The organism is Bacillus sp. AFS023182 (assembly GCF_002560575.1).
Classification (GTDB): domain Bacteria; phylum Bacillota; class Bacilli; order Bacillales; family Bacillaceae_G; genus Bacillus_A; species Bacillus_A arachidis.
This window is the reverse complement of sequence record NZ_NTRO01000048.1, coordinates 1-15,332: the sequence shown is the minus strand read 5'-3', so window position 1 is coordinate 15,332 and position 15,332 is coordinate 1. Positions and strand designations below refer to the sequence as shown.

The 15,332-nt window shown below is 36.7% G+C and carries 14 protein-coding genes and 2 riboswitches; of the genes, 3 read left to right on the top strand and 11 right to left on the bottom strand.

Annotation, left to right across the window (positions count from 1 at the left end; translation table 11 throughout):
• Positions 1-136 precede the first annotated feature (136 nt).
• From CN288_RS19430 to groES, 6 genes are all read right to left on the bottom strand, one after another.
• A complete protein-coding gene (locus CN288_RS19430) occupies positions 137-1,642 on the bottom strand; it encodes a sensor histidine kinase (RefSeq protein WP_098302902.1) in 1,506 nt (501 codons plus the stop codon).
• A complete protein-coding gene (locus tag CN288_RS19425) occupies positions 1,626-2,327 on the bottom strand; it encodes a response regulator transcription factor (RefSeq protein WP_026593349.1) in 702 nt (233 codons plus the stop codon). The genes CN288_RS19430 and CN288_RS19425 overlap by 17 nt, the downstream gene beginning before the upstream one ends.
• A gap of 142 nt (positions 2,328-2,469) precedes the next feature.
• Complete coding sequence (locus CN288_RS19420) at positions 2,470-3,795, bottom strand: NCS2 family permease (RefSeq protein WP_026593350.1); 1,326 nt, start codon at positions 3,793-3,795, stop codon at positions 2,470-2,472.
• A 128-nt stretch (positions 3,796-3,923) separates the two neighbouring features.
• Positions 3,924-4,026: riboswitch (purine riboswitch) on the bottom strand.
• Positions 4,027-4,185: 159 nt separating this feature from the next.
• On the bottom strand, positions 4,186-5,724 hold the full coding sequence (guaA, locus tag CN288_RS19415) for a glutamine-hydrolyzing GMP synthase (protein ID WP_141527990.1): 1,539 nt from the start codon (positions 5,722-5,724) through the stop codon (positions 4,186-4,188).
• Positions 5,725-5,884: 160 nt separating this feature from the next.
• Positions 5,885-5,986, bottom strand: a riboswitch (purine riboswitch).
• A 169-nt stretch (positions 5,987-6,155) separates the two neighbouring features.
• Complete coding sequence (gene groL / locus CN288_RS19410) at positions 6,156-7,790, bottom strand: chaperonin GroEL (protein WP_026593352.1); 1,635 nt, start codon at positions 7,788-7,790, stop codon at positions 6,156-6,158.
• A gap of 37 nt (positions 7,791-7,827) precedes the next feature.
• Positions 7,828-8,112, bottom strand: coding sequence for a co-chaperone GroES (gene groES, locus CN288_RS19405; RefSeq protein WP_000917306.1), 285 nt, complete (start codon positions 8,110-8,112; stop codon positions 7,828-7,830).
• 413 nt (positions 8,113-8,525) lie between these two features.
• Between groES and CN288_RS19400 the strand changes: the two genes are divergently transcribed.
• Together CN288_RS19400 and CN288_RS19395 are read left to right on the top strand one after the other, a co-directional pair.
• Positions 8,526-9,269, top strand: a complete 744-nt coding sequence (locus CN288_RS19400; RefSeq protein WP_026593353.1) for a CPBP family intramembrane glutamic endopeptidase — start codon at positions 8,526-8,528, stop codon at positions 9,267-9,269.
• Between the two features lie 2 nt (positions 9,270-9,271).
• Positions 9,272-9,466 carry a YdiK family protein gene (locus tag CN288_RS19395; RefSeq protein ID WP_026593354.1) on the top strand — a complete coding sequence of 65 codons (195 nt, stop codon included), beginning with the start codon at positions 9,272-9,274 and terminating at the stop codon, positions 9,464-9,466.
• Between the two features lie 24 nt (positions 9,467-9,490).
• Here CN288_RS19395 and CN288_RS19390 read toward each other — a convergent pair whose 3' ends face one another.
• Entirely contained in the window at positions 9,491-10,120 is a 630-nt protein-coding gene (locus CN288_RS19390) for a redox-sensing transcriptional repressor Rex (RefSeq protein ID WP_026593355.1), read from the bottom strand.
• A gap of 184 nt (positions 10,121-10,304) precedes the next feature.
• Between CN288_RS19390 and CN288_RS19385 the strand changes: the two genes are divergently transcribed.
• Positions 10,305-12,230: an ABC-F family ATP-binding cassette domain-containing protein gene (locus tag CN288_RS19385; protein WP_217994260.1), complete on the top strand. Its 1,926-nt coding sequence runs from the start codon at positions 10,305-10,307 to the stop codon at positions 12,228-12,230.
• A gap of 279 nt (positions 12,231-12,509) precedes the next feature.
• Here CN288_RS19385 and tsaD read toward each other — a convergent pair whose 3' ends face one another.
• From tsaD to tsaE, 4 genes are read right to left on the bottom strand one after another with little or no spacing between them, the layout of a single operon-like run.
• Positions 12,510-13,526: a tRNA (adenosine(37)-N6)-threonylcarbamoyltransferase complex transferase subunit TsaD gene (gene tsaD, locus CN288_RS19380; RefSeq protein WP_026593357.1), complete on the bottom strand. Its 1,017-nt coding sequence runs from the start codon at positions 13,524-13,526 to the stop codon at positions 12,510-12,512.
• Positions 13,526-13,969, bottom strand: coding sequence for a ribosomal protein S18-alanine N-acetyltransferase (gene rimI / locus CN288_RS19375; RefSeq protein WP_026593358.1), 444 nt, complete (start codon positions 13,967-13,969; stop codon positions 13,526-13,528). Before rimI ends, tsaD begins: the two co-directional genes overlap by 1 nt.
• An 11-nt stretch (positions 13,970-13,980) precedes the next feature.
• Positions 13,981-14,673: a tRNA (adenosine(37)-N6)-threonylcarbamoyltransferase complex dimerization subunit type 1 TsaB gene (tsaB, locus tag CN288_RS19370; protein ID WP_026593359.1), complete on the bottom strand. Its 693-nt coding sequence runs from the start codon at positions 14,671-14,673 to the stop codon at positions 13,981-13,983.
• Positions 14,654-15,127 carry a tRNA (adenosine(37)-N6)-threonylcarbamoyltransferase complex ATPase subunit type 1 TsaE gene (gene tsaE, locus CN288_RS19365; RefSeq protein WP_026593360.1) on the bottom strand — a complete coding sequence of 158 codons (474 nt, stop codon included), beginning with the start codon at positions 15,125-15,127 and terminating at the stop codon, positions 14,654-14,656. Before tsaE ends, tsaB begins: the two co-directional genes overlap by 20 nt.
• Positions 15,128-15,332: the final 205 nt, after the last annotated feature.

Sequence of the window (15,332 nt, the reverse complement as noted above, 5' to 3'; positions counted from 1 at the left end):
CGTTTTGCGTTGTTGCTATCGGCGACTCGTATAATATTACACTTCATTTATATAACCGTCAATATGTTTTTTTAAAAAAATATAAAAAAGACTTACTTTCTATTAAGTAAGCCTTCTTTCCATAAAACCATCTTTTTTACTTTCCTTCTATAATTGGTAATGAAACAATAAACTGAATCACTCCATCTCCGTATTCAGCTCGAATTTCTCCGTCCTGAAGTTCTACAATACTTTTTGCAATCGCAAGTCCAAGACCTGATCCTTCTGTTACTCTACTTCTAGATTGATCTTTCTTATAAAAGCGTTCAAATAAGTTCCCTAATTCTTCTCTCGTAAACTCTTCGCTATAATTTGCAACAGAGATTTGAATAGTACGGCGTTGTCTTTCAAGAGAAACTTTAATCTCCCCATTATCCTTACTATATTTAATAGCATTCATTAATAAATTTTCAAACACACGAACGATCTTCTCTGAATCAACTGCAGCATATGCACGTTCTTCAGGAAACTTTTTAATAAATACAAGACCATGTTCTTCTGCCTGCGGGACCAATTCTTCTATTAATTGATCAAGGAGTTCATTCATACACACTTCCTGTTTTTCTAATACAATATTTTCATTCGTTAGTTTTGTATACTCGAATAAATCTTCTATTAAATTCTTCAACTGCTCTGATTTCGCAAAAGCGATTCTCATATATTCGTCATGTTGTTCTTTACTTTCATATTTAGAATCACGAAGCAATCGTAAATACCCCATAATAGAAGTAAGTGGTGTCCGTAAATCATGCGATACATTTGTAATGAGTTCGTTTTTTTGTTTTTCTAATTTACGCTCTTTTTCAATATTAATCATGAGTTCCTCTGCCATATTATTAATATTCTCTGTCAATGCAGCAATCTCATCTTCTCCCTTTTTCTCAATACGGTAAGCCAAATTCCCCTTTTCTATTTCTTTTACTCCTTGTGCCATCGCTTCAATTCGCTTCATCTTTCTCTTTGTTATGTAGAAGAAAGAGAAAATAAATACAAGTACACCAATAAAAAATGGAAACGGCCCTTCTTGTGTTTCATATACCACCTCTCCTTCAGGAATCCCACTTACAAACATATATAAATTCTTATCTTCAATTGTGATTGGTGAAAAAGCTATAAATTCTTTTCTCGCACTTTCAAAGTTATAATTTGAGTTGTTAATAGCAAATGATGCAGCATTACGAATTGTATTATGCAAATTAATTTGTTCCTCTTGCGCCTGCTTCGTTTTATATAATACCTTCCCGTTCTCATCCGTAATTAGTACTTTTAAAGCTTTTCTTCCCGCTTCTATTTGTTGATTCTCAGCCTCTATCATATCTTGCACAGCATCCATCTTATTGTCAGTCATCATCATTTCTGCTGTATTTTGAGCTTCGCGATTAATTTGCTCCATCCCGACCCTATAATCAATTGTTGCTTCTCGATTCGCATTCTCAAAAAATGGGGTTGCTGCTTTTGATGACAAAACTCCTAATAACGCACAAGCAGTAAAAGTAGTAATAAGCTGGATTCGTATGCTCCGCCGAACACTCTTTACTATCCTTTCAATCAATCCTCTTATTTTCTTATATACATAGGTAAACGGCTTAAATATCTTTTTCAATCTTATACCCCACTCCCCACACCGTTTTAATATAACGCGGTTTTCTTGGATTCTCTTCGATCTTCTCACGGATTTTTCGAATATGTACCATTACCGTATTATCAGATTGAAAGGATCTTTCATTCCAAACATTTTCATAAATTTGCTCTGCACTAAAGACTATACCTGAATTACGCGCTAGTAACTCTAAGATAGAAAACTCTCGTGGTGTTAATTTCACCTCTTCATCCATAACTTTCACTTCATGTGTTGCTACATTTATCTTCATATCTCCAAGTTCAATCTCGCTTTCATTTTGAACAATAAATCCATTCATTTTCATATATCGGCGAAGCTGCGATTTAATTCTCGCTATCAATTCTAGCGGATTAAAAGGTTTTGTTACATAATCATCCGCCCCTGTTGTTAACCCTAAAATTTTATCCATATCTTGCGTTTTCGCAGACAACATAATAATCGGCATCTCTTTCGCTTCTCTTACTTTCATACACATATGAATCCCATCAATTTTTGGCATCATAATATCTAACACAACTAAATGCACTTCATTCTTCTCTAATATATCTAATCCTTCTGTTCCATCCCCAGCTTGCAATACTTTATATCCTTCATTTTTTAAGTAAATTGTAATTAAATCCCTAATTTCTTTTTCATCATCTACAACAAGTATTGTTTCTTGCCCCACAATATCGCCCCCCAAAACTTTTAAACTCTCTATTCCTTATTATAAGAAAACTTCTGAAGAAAAACGGAACGAAATCCTTAAGATTTTCTGAAGATGCAAAAAAGGTCTAGACTCCCCTTAGTCTAGACCTTTTAAAACCCCTTTATTTACGAACGTAGATGAAATATAGTACAAACAATACTCCCATTACATGCATGATTGGATGAACTTCTTTACGGCGCCCACTTACAACCATTGTAATTGGATAGAAAATGAATCCAATTGCAATTCCCGTTGCAATACTATACGTAAGTGGCATGGAAATAATCGTAAAGAATGCCGGTACTGCAATCTCAAATTTCTTCCAATCAATTTCCCCTAAAGATGAAACCATCAAAATCCCTACAATAATTAAAGCCGGTGCCGTTACAGCCGCTGTTACGACACTTAGTAATGGTGAAAAGAATAGTGCTAGCAAGAAAAATCCCGCTGTTACAACTGCTGTAAATCCTGAACGCCCTCCTGCTGCTACCCCTGCAGACGATTCAATGTAAGACGTTGTCGTAGATGTACCAAGAATTGCACCAATAACGGTCGCAATCGCATCTGCAAATAACGCTTTTCCCGCACGTGGTAATTTGTTATCCTTCATTAATCCCGCTTGATTCGCAACTGCTACAAGTGTACCCGCTGTATCAAAGAAATCAATGAAGAAGAACGTTATAATAACAATTGCCATTTGAACAGTGAAGATATCGCCGAAGTGATTTAGCGCTACACCAAATGTTGGTTCTAAACTTGGAATCGCACCAATAACAGCTTTTGGTGTATCAATCAATCCTGTAGCTACACCTAATATTGCTGTAAGAATCATCCCATAGAAAACTGCACCATTGATTTTTTTAATCATGAAGATAATTGTAATCACTACACCGAAAATAGAAAGCAATGTTGTGCCTTTTGTTAAATCCCCCAATCCAACAAGAACAGCATCATTCTTCACTATAATTCCAGCATTTTGAAAACCAAGAAAAGCAATAAACAAGCCAATACCTGCTGCTACCGCGAATTTCAACTCCGACGGAATCGCATTAATAATTTTTTCACGAAGACCCGAAGCAGTAAGAATAATAAAGATAATACCTGACATTAACGTTCCGGCAATCGCTGTTTGCCATGGAATCCCCATCGTTAACACCGCTGTGTAAGCAAAGAATGCATTGATTCCCATTCCTGGTGCTAAAGCAATTGGATACTTTGCAAAAATCCCCATAATCAGTGACCCAATCGCCGCTGCTAACGCAGTAGCAACAAAGACCGCTCCTGGATCCATTCCTGTTCCTGCTGGTAATCCTTTAATGTTTCCCAGTGATAGTGTAGCAGGATTGACAAAAAGTACATAAGCCATAGATAAAAATGTCGTTAACCCTGCAATGAACTCTGTTTTGTAATTCGTACCGAGCTCATCGAACTGAAAATAACGTTTCATTCTACGTTTCCCCCGTTATATGATTACTCGTCGTAATCCTCCCTAGCCCTCTTTTATCTATGAAAATAAAAAAGGCTTCCATTGCGTATACATGGAAGCGTTCTGTAAACAAAGGCAGGATTCCCCTTACCTTTATTAAAACGCCTCGTAGTCAAGCCATTTACGGTAGCTAGGTAGAAACTTTCGGGCCATATCCCCGATATTATACGACGGCTGTAATATTCATTTTTTGTATTAATTACATAATCATATTAACTCACATACAGGCATATGTCAATTTAAAAACGAACGTTTTTTAACAAACTTACATTTTTGTTCGTGTTAAATCACAAAAAAAGACCCATCTACATAAGTTATAGATGGATCCTTTTCAGAAAAACGGATTTTATATTATTCCCACTCGATTGTTGCTGGTGGCTTACTCGTTACATCATACACGATACGGTTAACGTGTTTTACTTCGTTTACGATACGTACAGAAATTTTCTCTAATACATCCCAAGGGATACGTGCCCAGTCCGCTGTCATACCATCGATAGATGTTACTGCACGGATACCTACCGTGTAATCGTAAGTACGTTCGTCACCCATAACACCTACACTACGCATACCTGGAAGTGCAGTGAAGTATTGCCAAATTTCACGGTCTAAGCCTGCTTTTATAATTTCTTCACGTAAAATCGCATCAGATTCACGAACAATTTCTAATTTCTCTTCTGTAATTTCACCTAATACACGGATACCAAGTCCTGGACCTGGGAACGGTTGACGCCATACGATTTCATCAGGAATTCCTAGTTCTGATCCTAATACACGTACTTCATCTTTAAATAAAGTGTTTAAAGGCTCAATTAATTTGAACTGCATGTCTTCTGGAAGTCCACCAACATTATGATGAGACTTAATTGTTTGTGCAGTTGCTGTACCACTTTCAACGATGTCAGTGTACAGTGTACCTTGTGCTAAGAAGTCCATTCCTTGTAGCTTTGATGCTTCATCATCAAATACATAGATAAACTCGTTACCAATGATTTTACGTTTTTGTTCTGGATCTTCTACACCTTTTAGCTTGCTCATAAAGCGTTCTTTCGCATCCACTTTAATAACGTTCATATGGAAGCCTTCGCTAAATGTTTTCATAACGCCTTCCGCTTCACCTTTACGAAGTAAACCGTGGTCAACGAAAATACATGTTAATTGATCACCGATCGCTTTATGAATTAATACTGCTACAACAGAAGAATCTACACCGCCACTAAGTGCGCATAGTACTTTTTTATCGCCAACAGTTTCACGGATTTTCTCTAATTCCACTTCGATAAAGTTCTCCATGTTCCAACCTTCAGAGCAACCACACGCGCCGAATACGAAGTTTTTAATTAAATCATTACCGTGCTCAGAGTGACGTACTTCTGGATGGAATTGTACACCGTATAAGTTTTGCGCTTCATTGCTCATACCAGCAATTGGACAAGACTCACTTGTTGCGTCTACTACGAATCCTTCTGGTAAGCCAGTTACTAAGTCACCATGACTCATCCATACAACTTGCTCTTCCGGAAGATTCGTATATAATTTTGATTCATTCTCTACTTTAAGAACTGCTTTTCCGTACTCACGATGGTTTGCACGCTCTACTTTTCCACCAAAGTGTTTTGTCATAAGCTGCATACCGTAGCAAATACCAAAGATCGGTAAGCCTAGTTCAAAGATTTTTTCATCACAGTGGAATGCATTTTCACCATATACACTGTTCGGTCCACCAGAGAAAATAATCCCTTTTGGATTCATTGCTTTAATTTCTTCTGCAGTAATTGTATGTGGATGAAGTTCACTGTATACACCGAACTCACGAATTCGACGTGCAATTAACTGATTGTACTGACTCCCAAAATCTAAAACGATAATCGTATCGTGCTGTTTTTTCAAAATAATCACCCCAACGTTAGTTCTGTATATAAATATTTTTACCAATTTGGCAAAAAGCATTACCAATATAATAAAAAAAGCCAGTCCTCCGCCCTCAGTCTCATAACAAAGAAAAGGCAGAGGTCTGGCTTTATAAAGATAGTCTTCCGCTCTTTATAAATATAAGACACACTGCCTTCATAGTCAGGTTGTTTACGGTAACCCGGTAGAGACTCTCAAACCATATCATTGAGGATATATGAAGGATTCGTTTTATATTATCTTCCTAGATTCTAACAATGAAGTATCAATACGGTCAAGAGAGAAAGCGACAAAATTCTACAGAAATTATTTTCTCATTGCGATAAAGTTTTTATTACTATCATTTTTCTTCTGTGTACAACAAAAAATCCACCTCTAAATAGAGATGGATTTTCTGCCAGCGGATGAAATTACATCATGCCGCCCATACCGCCCATGCCCATGCCGCCCATGTCAGGCATTGCTGGTGCATTTGGTTCTGGCTTGTCAGCAACTACTGCTTCAGTTGTTAAGAACATTGCTGCAACAGATGCTGCGTTTTGAAGTGCAGAACGAGTTACTTTTGCTGGGTCTACGATACCAGACTCAAGCATGTTTACCCATTCGCCAGTTGCTGCGTTGAAACCAACGCCTACTTTTTCGCCTTTTAAACGTTCTACAACAACAGATCCTTCTAGACCAGCGTTGATTGCGATTTGACGAACTGGCTCTTCTAATGCACGGAGTACAATGTTGATACCTGTTGCTTCGTCACCTTCAGCTGAAATAGCAGCTACTTTCGTGTATACGTTCATAAGTGAAGTACCACCACCTGCAACAATACCTTCTTCTACTGCTGCACGAGTTGAGTTAAGTGCATCTTCAATACGAAGTTTACGCTCTTTTAACTCAGTTTCAGTTGCTGCACCTACTTTAATTACTGCTACGCCACCTGCAAGCTTAGCAAGGCGCTCTTGTAATTTTTCACGATCGAATTCAGAAGTAGTTTCTTCTAATTGTGCACGGATTTGACCGATGCGAGCTTCGATTTGTTCAGTGTTACCTATACCTTCAACTACAGTTGTATTTTCTTTCGTTACAACCACTTTGCCAGCGCGTCCTAAAGATGCAACTGTAGCAGATTTTAAGTCGCGTCCTAACTCTTCAGTGATTACTTCACCACCAGTTAAAATCGCAATATCTTCTAGCATTGCTTTACGACGGTCACCAAATCCAGGAGCTTTAACAGCTACTACATTGAATGTACCACGTAGTTTGTTCACTACTAATGTAGCTAATGCTTCGCCTTCTACATCTTCAGCAATGATAAGAAGTGGTTTACCTTGTTGTACCACTTGCTCTAATACTGGTAAGATTTCTTGAATGTTAGAAATCTTTTTGTCAGTGATTAAGATGTATGGGTTATCAAGTACTGCTTCCATTTTGTCAGAATCAGTAATCATGTAAGGAGATGCATATCCACGATCAAATTGCATACCTTCTACTACATCTAATTCTGTTGTGAATCCTTTAGATTCTTCTAATGTAATAACGCCGTCGTTACCAACGCGTTCCATTGCTTCAGCAATTAATTTACCTACTTCTTCGTCAGCAGCAGAAATAGCAGCTACTTGCGCGATAGAAGATTTACCTTCGATTGGTTTAGAAATCATTTTTAATTCTTCTACTGCTGCAACAACAGCTTTTTCGATACCTTTACGAAGACCCATTGGGTTTGCACCAGCTGTTACGTTTTTTAAACCTTCACGAATCATAGCTTGTGCTAATACAGTTGCAGTTGTTGTTCCGTCACCAGCTACATCGTTTGTTTTGCTAGCAACTTCTGCTACTAATTTTGCACCCATGTTTTCGAATGCATCTTCTAATTCGATTTCTTTTGCGATTGTTACACCATCATTTGTAATAAGTGGTGAACCGAATTTTTTCTCAAGTACTACGTTACGACCTTTTGGTCCAAGCGTTACTTTTACTGCGTTTGCAAGAGTGTCGACACCGCGAAGCATCGAACGACGTGCTTCTTCACTAAATTTAATATCTTTTGCCATAATATTTGACCCCCTTGGATTTTTAAAATGTATATAATTAACCGATAACTGCTAAAATGTCACTTTCACGTAAAATCAAGTAGTCTGTACCTTCATATTTCACTTCAGTACCTGCATATTTTGAGAAGATGATAAGATCACCTGCTGCTACCTCTAAAGCAACACGCTCACCATTTTCAAGCACTCGACCAGTACCTACTGCAATAACTTTACCCTCTTGTGGTTTTTCTTTTGCAGTGTCTGGTAATACAATACCACTTGCTGTTTTTTCTTCCGCTTGAACAAGCTCAATTACAACGCGATCACCTAATGGCTTTAGCATGAACAATTACCTCCTCATTTGTCTATGTAAATTTTCTTTATTAGCACTCAAGTTCCCCGAGTGCTAACACACTTATAATAATAAATAATCTAATTTTCTTTTGCAAGTAAAAAAATCATAATTTTTTCGCAAATTGTGATATAAACTTTTTCTATGCAACAATAACAGAAATAATTCTCAAAAAGCCTTTTGTATATGAATCAGCTTTTCCACTTACCGTATGTTACAATATGAAAGATGCCATAAGTTATTTTCTCTATAGGTACAGCTTTTTCCTGTCTCCTATTTCACTTTCGATGAAAGATTTACAAAAAAATAATAATAGAGACCGTTATTATGTATCCATGGCTGGATACTTACATGTTATCCTGCCTTATCTCATAAACTAGAGTTAGAAAGGATGGTTAACCAATTTGAAAAAACAATATTGGTGGATTATAGTTACATATATTCTGATGCAATTATCAGGTATCATCGGATTACCGCTTCTTGCAAAAACCGGATTTTATAATAATAGCGGTTTAACACGAGATGAAAAAATACAAATCATGACTGGTCATTGGGCAATTATTAGCTTTTTCATTGCGCTATGTGTTGTCCTTTGGCTATTGCGAACAGATATTCGCGAAAGCCGTTTCGACACAACACGTTCCAGTGTTCCTGCCACAATTGGTTGGGTTTTTATTGGTTTCTTTTTAGCTTTCTTTTCTCAAACAATTGCAGGCACAATCGAAATGCGTTTATTAGGCATTAAACCTGGTTCTGAAAACACAGCTCGCTTAATGGAAATTGCAAGAACTACTCCTTGGTTCCTTATTGTTATATCGATAATGGGGCCCATTTTAGAGGAAATTGTCTTTAGAAAAATTTTATTTGGTACATTGTATAAGAGATTCAACTTCTTTATCGCTGCTATTATTAGCTCACTTGTATTCGCAGCAATTCACTTTGATTTTACACATCTATTGGTATACACTGCTATGGGGCTTGTATTCGCCTTTTTATATGTAAAAACAAAACGCATTATCGTTCCTATTATGGCACATGTTGCAATGAATACGATGGTTGCATTAGCTCAAGTTATGATAAGTAACGAACAAATACAGGAAATGATTAAAGAAGCAGAAAAAATGCAAGGATTTATCGGAGGATTTTAAATATGAGAAATTCACCATTGTTCATGGCAGCACTGTATTTCCTTCTTGGGTGCGTCTTTATACGTTTCGCAATTACGAACGTTACAGATACAATCTGGAACTTTGGGACACTGCTGTTTGCTGCTATGGCAACAATCGACTTTAATTTAGCGCTTCGACTTATCTTAGTCAAATTTACAAAGAAAAAGCCACAATAAAACGCAGAGGGNNCCCTCTGCGTTTTATTGTGGATAATTTTTCAAAAAATAAACTAGTGTTTGTAATTCTACAGCTAAATCAATATGATGAATTCTTATATTTTCTGAAACATTTAATCGTGCTGGTGTAAAATTTAAAATTCCGTGTATATTTGTTTCGGCCAATCGATCTGCTACAGCTTGTGCAACGGTAGCAGGTACTGTTAATATTGCCACTTGTATATCACTTGTTAGATGCTCTTCTAATTCATCTAAATGATATACAGGAATTCCTCCGATTTCTTTTCCAACTTTCTCTTCATTGACATCAAAAGCCATTTCAATCTTTGTATTATTATTTTTCGTGAAATTGTAATGTAAGAAAGCGGTCCCTAAATTACCTACTCCAATAAGTGCTACACGTGTTATATCATCTTGATCGAGCGTTTCACGGAAAAATGATAGTAAATAATTCACATTATATCCGTACCCCTTTTTTCCTAACGCTCCAAAATATGAAAAGTCTCTTCGAATCGTTGCTGAGTCTACTTTGACAGCTTCACTCAATTCCGCTGATGAAACACGTTGCTTACCGGAAAGAGATAAGTTTTGGATAAATCGATAGTATAGAGGCAATCGTTTGGCAGTGGCCTGTGGAATCTTTTGCTGATCCATGTAACCTCTCCTCTCTTCCTATCTTTGTTCATATGATTGAAACAAATACAGAAGTTTAGCACTTATGACTTTCCTTGTATAATAGAGAGAAGACTTCTCTCTTTATTTTAAACTATACACTATTTTTAGTATGATTGAAAAATATAAACATGGCAAAGTTAAGAAATTATTTGAGGTGAAAACATTGATTTTATTACAAGTGAATGGGCTTTCAAAATTATACGGTGCTGAAACAATTCTTGCAAACATTAAATTGGAGGTTCAAACAAGAGATCGCATTGCACTCGTTGGTCGAAATGGTGCTGGAAAATCTACATTGTTAAAAATAATCGCTGGAGAGTTATCTCATGATGGCGGTGAAATGATAAAACCAAAAGATGTTTCAATTGGTTATTTGGCTCAAAATACCGGTCTTGAAACTTCCTTAACAATTTGGGATGAAATGCTCACTGTCTTTACACATCTACAGCAAATGGAGACAAAACTTCGAAGGTTAGAACAGGAGATGGGTAAAGAAGAGAACTTTTCAAATGCTACTTCGTACGAAAGATTACTCGCTGATTATGATCAATTGCAGTTAGACTACAAAGATCAAGGCGGTTATCAATATGAAGCTGATATTCGCTCCATTTTGAGTGGACTCGGTTTTCCAGTTGAAACACATCAAACAACGATTTCTACGTTAAGTGGTGGCCAAAAAACAAGACTTGCTCTTGGGAAACTACTATTAACCAAACCAGATTTACTCATCTTGGACGAACCGACAAACCATTTAGATATCGATACATTAACATGGCTTGAACAATATTTACAAGGCTACCCTGGAGCTATTTTAATCGTTTCTCATGATCGCTACTTTTTAGACAAGCTTGTCACACAAGTATATGAAATTTCTAATAAGGAAAGCAAACGATATGTTGGTAACTACAGTAAATATTTAGACTTAAAAGCCGCACTATATGAACAGGAAATGAAGCGTTACGAAAAACAACAAGAGGAAATTGCTAAGCTAGAAGACTTTGTCCAAAAAAACATTGCTCGTGCATCTACAACAAAACGTGCACAAAGTCGTCAGAAACAATTAGATCGAATGGAATTACTAACCAGACCATTAAGTGACTCTAAGTCTGCATCCTTCCACTTTGATATCGAAAAGCAAAGCGGAAACGACGTATTACAAGTAAAGGATGTTTCAATTGGATATGACGAAGAACCGATTATTGGGCATGTAAATATGCGTTTGACCCGAGGGGATAGTGTCGCACTAGTCGGTCCAAACGGTATCGGAAAATCTACATTATTAAAATCCATTGTGAATAAATTGAAGGCGTTAAGCGGTGAAATTTCTTTCGGTTCAAATGTATCTATTGGATATTATGATCAAGAACAGGCAAACTTAACATCATCTAAGCGTGTTTTAAACGAACTATGGGACGATTACCCGTTAGAACCAGAAAAAGAAATTCGCACTATACTCGGTAACTTTTTATTCACAGGGGACGATGTATTAAAACCTGTATCTTCCTTAAGTGGTGGCCAAAAAGCTCGATTAGCTCTAGCAAAATTGATGATGCAAAAATCTAATCTACTGATTCTCGATGAACCAACAAATCATCTTGATTTAAATAGTAAAGAGATTTTAGAAAATGCCTTGATTGATTATCCAGGAACTCTTTTATTCGTTTCTCATGATCGTTATTTTATTAACCGTGTCACAACTACAGTTGTTGAGTTATCAACAGATGGTGCACAAGAATATTTAGGTGACTATGACTACTATATTGAAAAGAAAAATGAAATGATTGAGCGTGCGGAATTCGAACAACAAGAAGAGGATACACCAATCCAAAAGAATATCGCTCAAGAAAAATTAAATTATCTTGAAGAAAAAGAACGTAAGAAGTTGGAGCGCCAACGTATACGGAAAATTGAAGACATTGAACAAAACATCGCAAAGTTAGAAGAGGAAATTGCAACATTAGAAGAAGAACTTTGTCTACCCGAAGTATATGCTGACTACGAACGAGCTAGTGAAATTACAACAACAAAGCAGACAAAACAAGAACAATTAGAAAAATTTATGGCGGAATGGGAAGAATTACACGTATAAGCCCTATATATTCATATGATGAAAACAAGGTAGTTGAAAATTATTCAACTACCTTGTTTATTTTCAATACAAAGAGTTATCGTCGAAGGTCTGACCTTAATAGTATTATCCACAACTTTATACACATATCCACCATTATTATATAAATATAAAAATAACTTTTCCACATTATACACAGACCATAAAAAAGTTATGCACATTTTATATTCACAACAAAGCCCACATTATCAACAGATAATATGGGCTTTATCCACAATTTGTGATTAATTATGTGTATAACTATGCTTCAATATCTAATCCTGGATTTGCATTTAAAGCCAATGATGTACGTTTTCCTTGCTTATATGCAATTGTACCTGCTGCTGCAATCATCGCTGCATTATCTGTGCACAAGGATAGTGGTGGAATAATTAGCTCAATATCCTCTTTCTTAGCAAACTCTTCCTCTAGAGAAGCACGAAGTCCTTTATTTGCTGCAACCCCTCCAGCAAGAAGCACTTGTTTTACACCATATGCCTCTGCTGCCCGTACCGCTTTCGTTACTAGTACATCTATTACACTCGCTTGGAAGCTAGCCGCTAAATCCTCTGGCGCGATTTCTTCTCCACGCTGTTTTGCGTTATGCACAGTGTTGATAACTGCTGATTTCAATCCACTAAAGCTAAAATCATACGAATCCGGCTCTAGCCATGCACGTGGTAAATCAATCGTTGGCCGTCCTTCATGCGCAAGACGATCAATATGAGGACCACCTGGATACGGCATAGATAATGTACGTGCAACCTTATCATATGCTTCTCCTGCCGCATCATCTCTTGTTTCGCCAATTACTTCAAACGAACCATGTTCTTTCATATAAACAAGCTCTGTATGTCCCCCAGAAACAACAAGTGATAACAAAGGGAATTGTAGTTCTTTTACTAAGCGATTCGCATAAATATGCCCAGCAATATGGTGAACACCCACAAGAGGAATATTATGAGCAAAGGCAATTGCCTTTGCTGCATTTACACCAATTAGAAGTGCCCCTACTAAACCCGGCCCTTCTGTCACAGCAATTGCATCAATATTATCAAATGTAACGTTCGCTTCTTTTAAAGCTTCTTCTAATACAACTGTAATTTGTTCTACATGATGACGAGATGCGATTTCCGGTACAACTCCCCCAAAACGCTTATGGCTTTCGATTTGTGAAGCGACAACATTTGCCATTATTTCTGTTCCATTTTTAACAACTGCTACAGCTGTTTCATCACAGCTCGTTTCAATACCAAGTATAATCGTATTTTTTTCCATTATATATTCACCCACATTACAAGACCATCTTCATAATTGTCTGTATAGTATCGTTTACGAATCCCACCATTTTGAAATCCATACTTTCGGTATAACTGTTTCGCTACTTCATTTGAAACCCTTACTTCGAGTGTCATCGTTTTTGCTCCCATTTCTCTTGCCTGATCCATTACTTCCTTTAGCAAAGCATCTCCAAGTTTTTGGCCACGATATTCTGGCAAAATGGCTATGTTTGTAATATGTGATTCATCAATAATAATCCACAATCCACAGTATCCAATTACCATATCATCTTTTTCTAGCACGACATAATGTGCATATTCATTCATCGTCAGTTCACGATAAAATGCATCAGCAGTCCATGGAGTTGCAAATGACGCTTCTTCAATTACTACAATTTGAGCAATATCATCAGTCGTCATCTTTCTAAATGTAATATCCATTTTAATAACCCCTATTTTTTTTGACTTTCTAGCCATTTTGTTTCTGCCTCTGCTAAACGGAGGTAGCTCGGGATAAATGTATGCACACTTTGCTCCTCTTTTTGTAATCCTAAAAATGCTAATTCACTGGGCCTTGGGTTATTCTTTGTACAAGAAGCAAATACAGCTTGGTCTCCTAAATATTCTACAATCGTTTCTTTATGTTGCTCTACATCATTACCGATAAATAAAACAGGTTGCCCTTTATCTTTTAGCATCTGTAACCAATCAACAATAAGAACAATTCGATCCTCTTCTATAGAACATAACTGCTCTTCTTTATATGTATACAAGCCTGTATAAATTTGTCCGCGGCGCCCATCAAACAATGGACAAATAACACCTTCGAAATTTGACCCATTTGCAGCCACTACTTCTAAACTAGACACGCCGACAATCGGTATTTGCAATGACCAAGCTAATGTCTTTGCAACAGTCACACCAATTCGAACTCCTGTATAAGATCCAGGACCAGCCGCTACAACAATTTTACCTAACTCTTTCGGTTTTACACTACATTCCTTCAGAAGTTGTTCTACAGCTGGCATTAGGCGTACAGAATGATTTTTTGTTAAATTCGTAATGATTTCTCCGACAACAATATTTCCATCAATAAGAGAAACCCCCATTACATAATTTGAAGTATCAATTGCTAGTACTTTCATCTTGTAATAGCTCCTCACATAATCTAATATAACGTTCACCACTTGGCTCTAACACAATTTCCCTTGTATCATCACCTGTATGGAACAAGCTTATTTTTAATTTCTCATTTGGCAGAAAAGATTCAATTAAATGAGCCCATTCTACTACTGTTATGCCTTCACCATAAAAATACTCATCAAATCCTAAATCCTCTTCACTTTCCGCTAAACGATACACGTCCATATGATATAGCGGTAATCTGCCTTTATACTCTTTAATAATGTTGAATGTTGGGCTATTTACAACTCGTTTCACACCAAGGCCTTTTGCAAGACCTTTTGTAAACGTTGTCTTTCCAGCACCTAAATCTCCTTCTAAGATAAGCACATCTTGTTCCTTAACAAGGTGTCCTAACCTTTCTGATAAATGTTGAGTCTCTTCAGAAGAAGTTGTCTTTATTTCATATCTATTCAAAGGTTTCACCTACCTTACTCTCAATATTCCCTGTCTTTTATTATACAGATTTTTTCACTTTGTTTCATTTTGAACATATAAAAAAGACCTTAGGAGTTGTCCTAAGGAAAGATTGACTGTCTTTATAAGTTTTCTTAAAAATAAATAAAAAAATACGAAACAACTTGTTTCGTTCTTTTCTTTGTATAAATGGCGGTCCCGACCG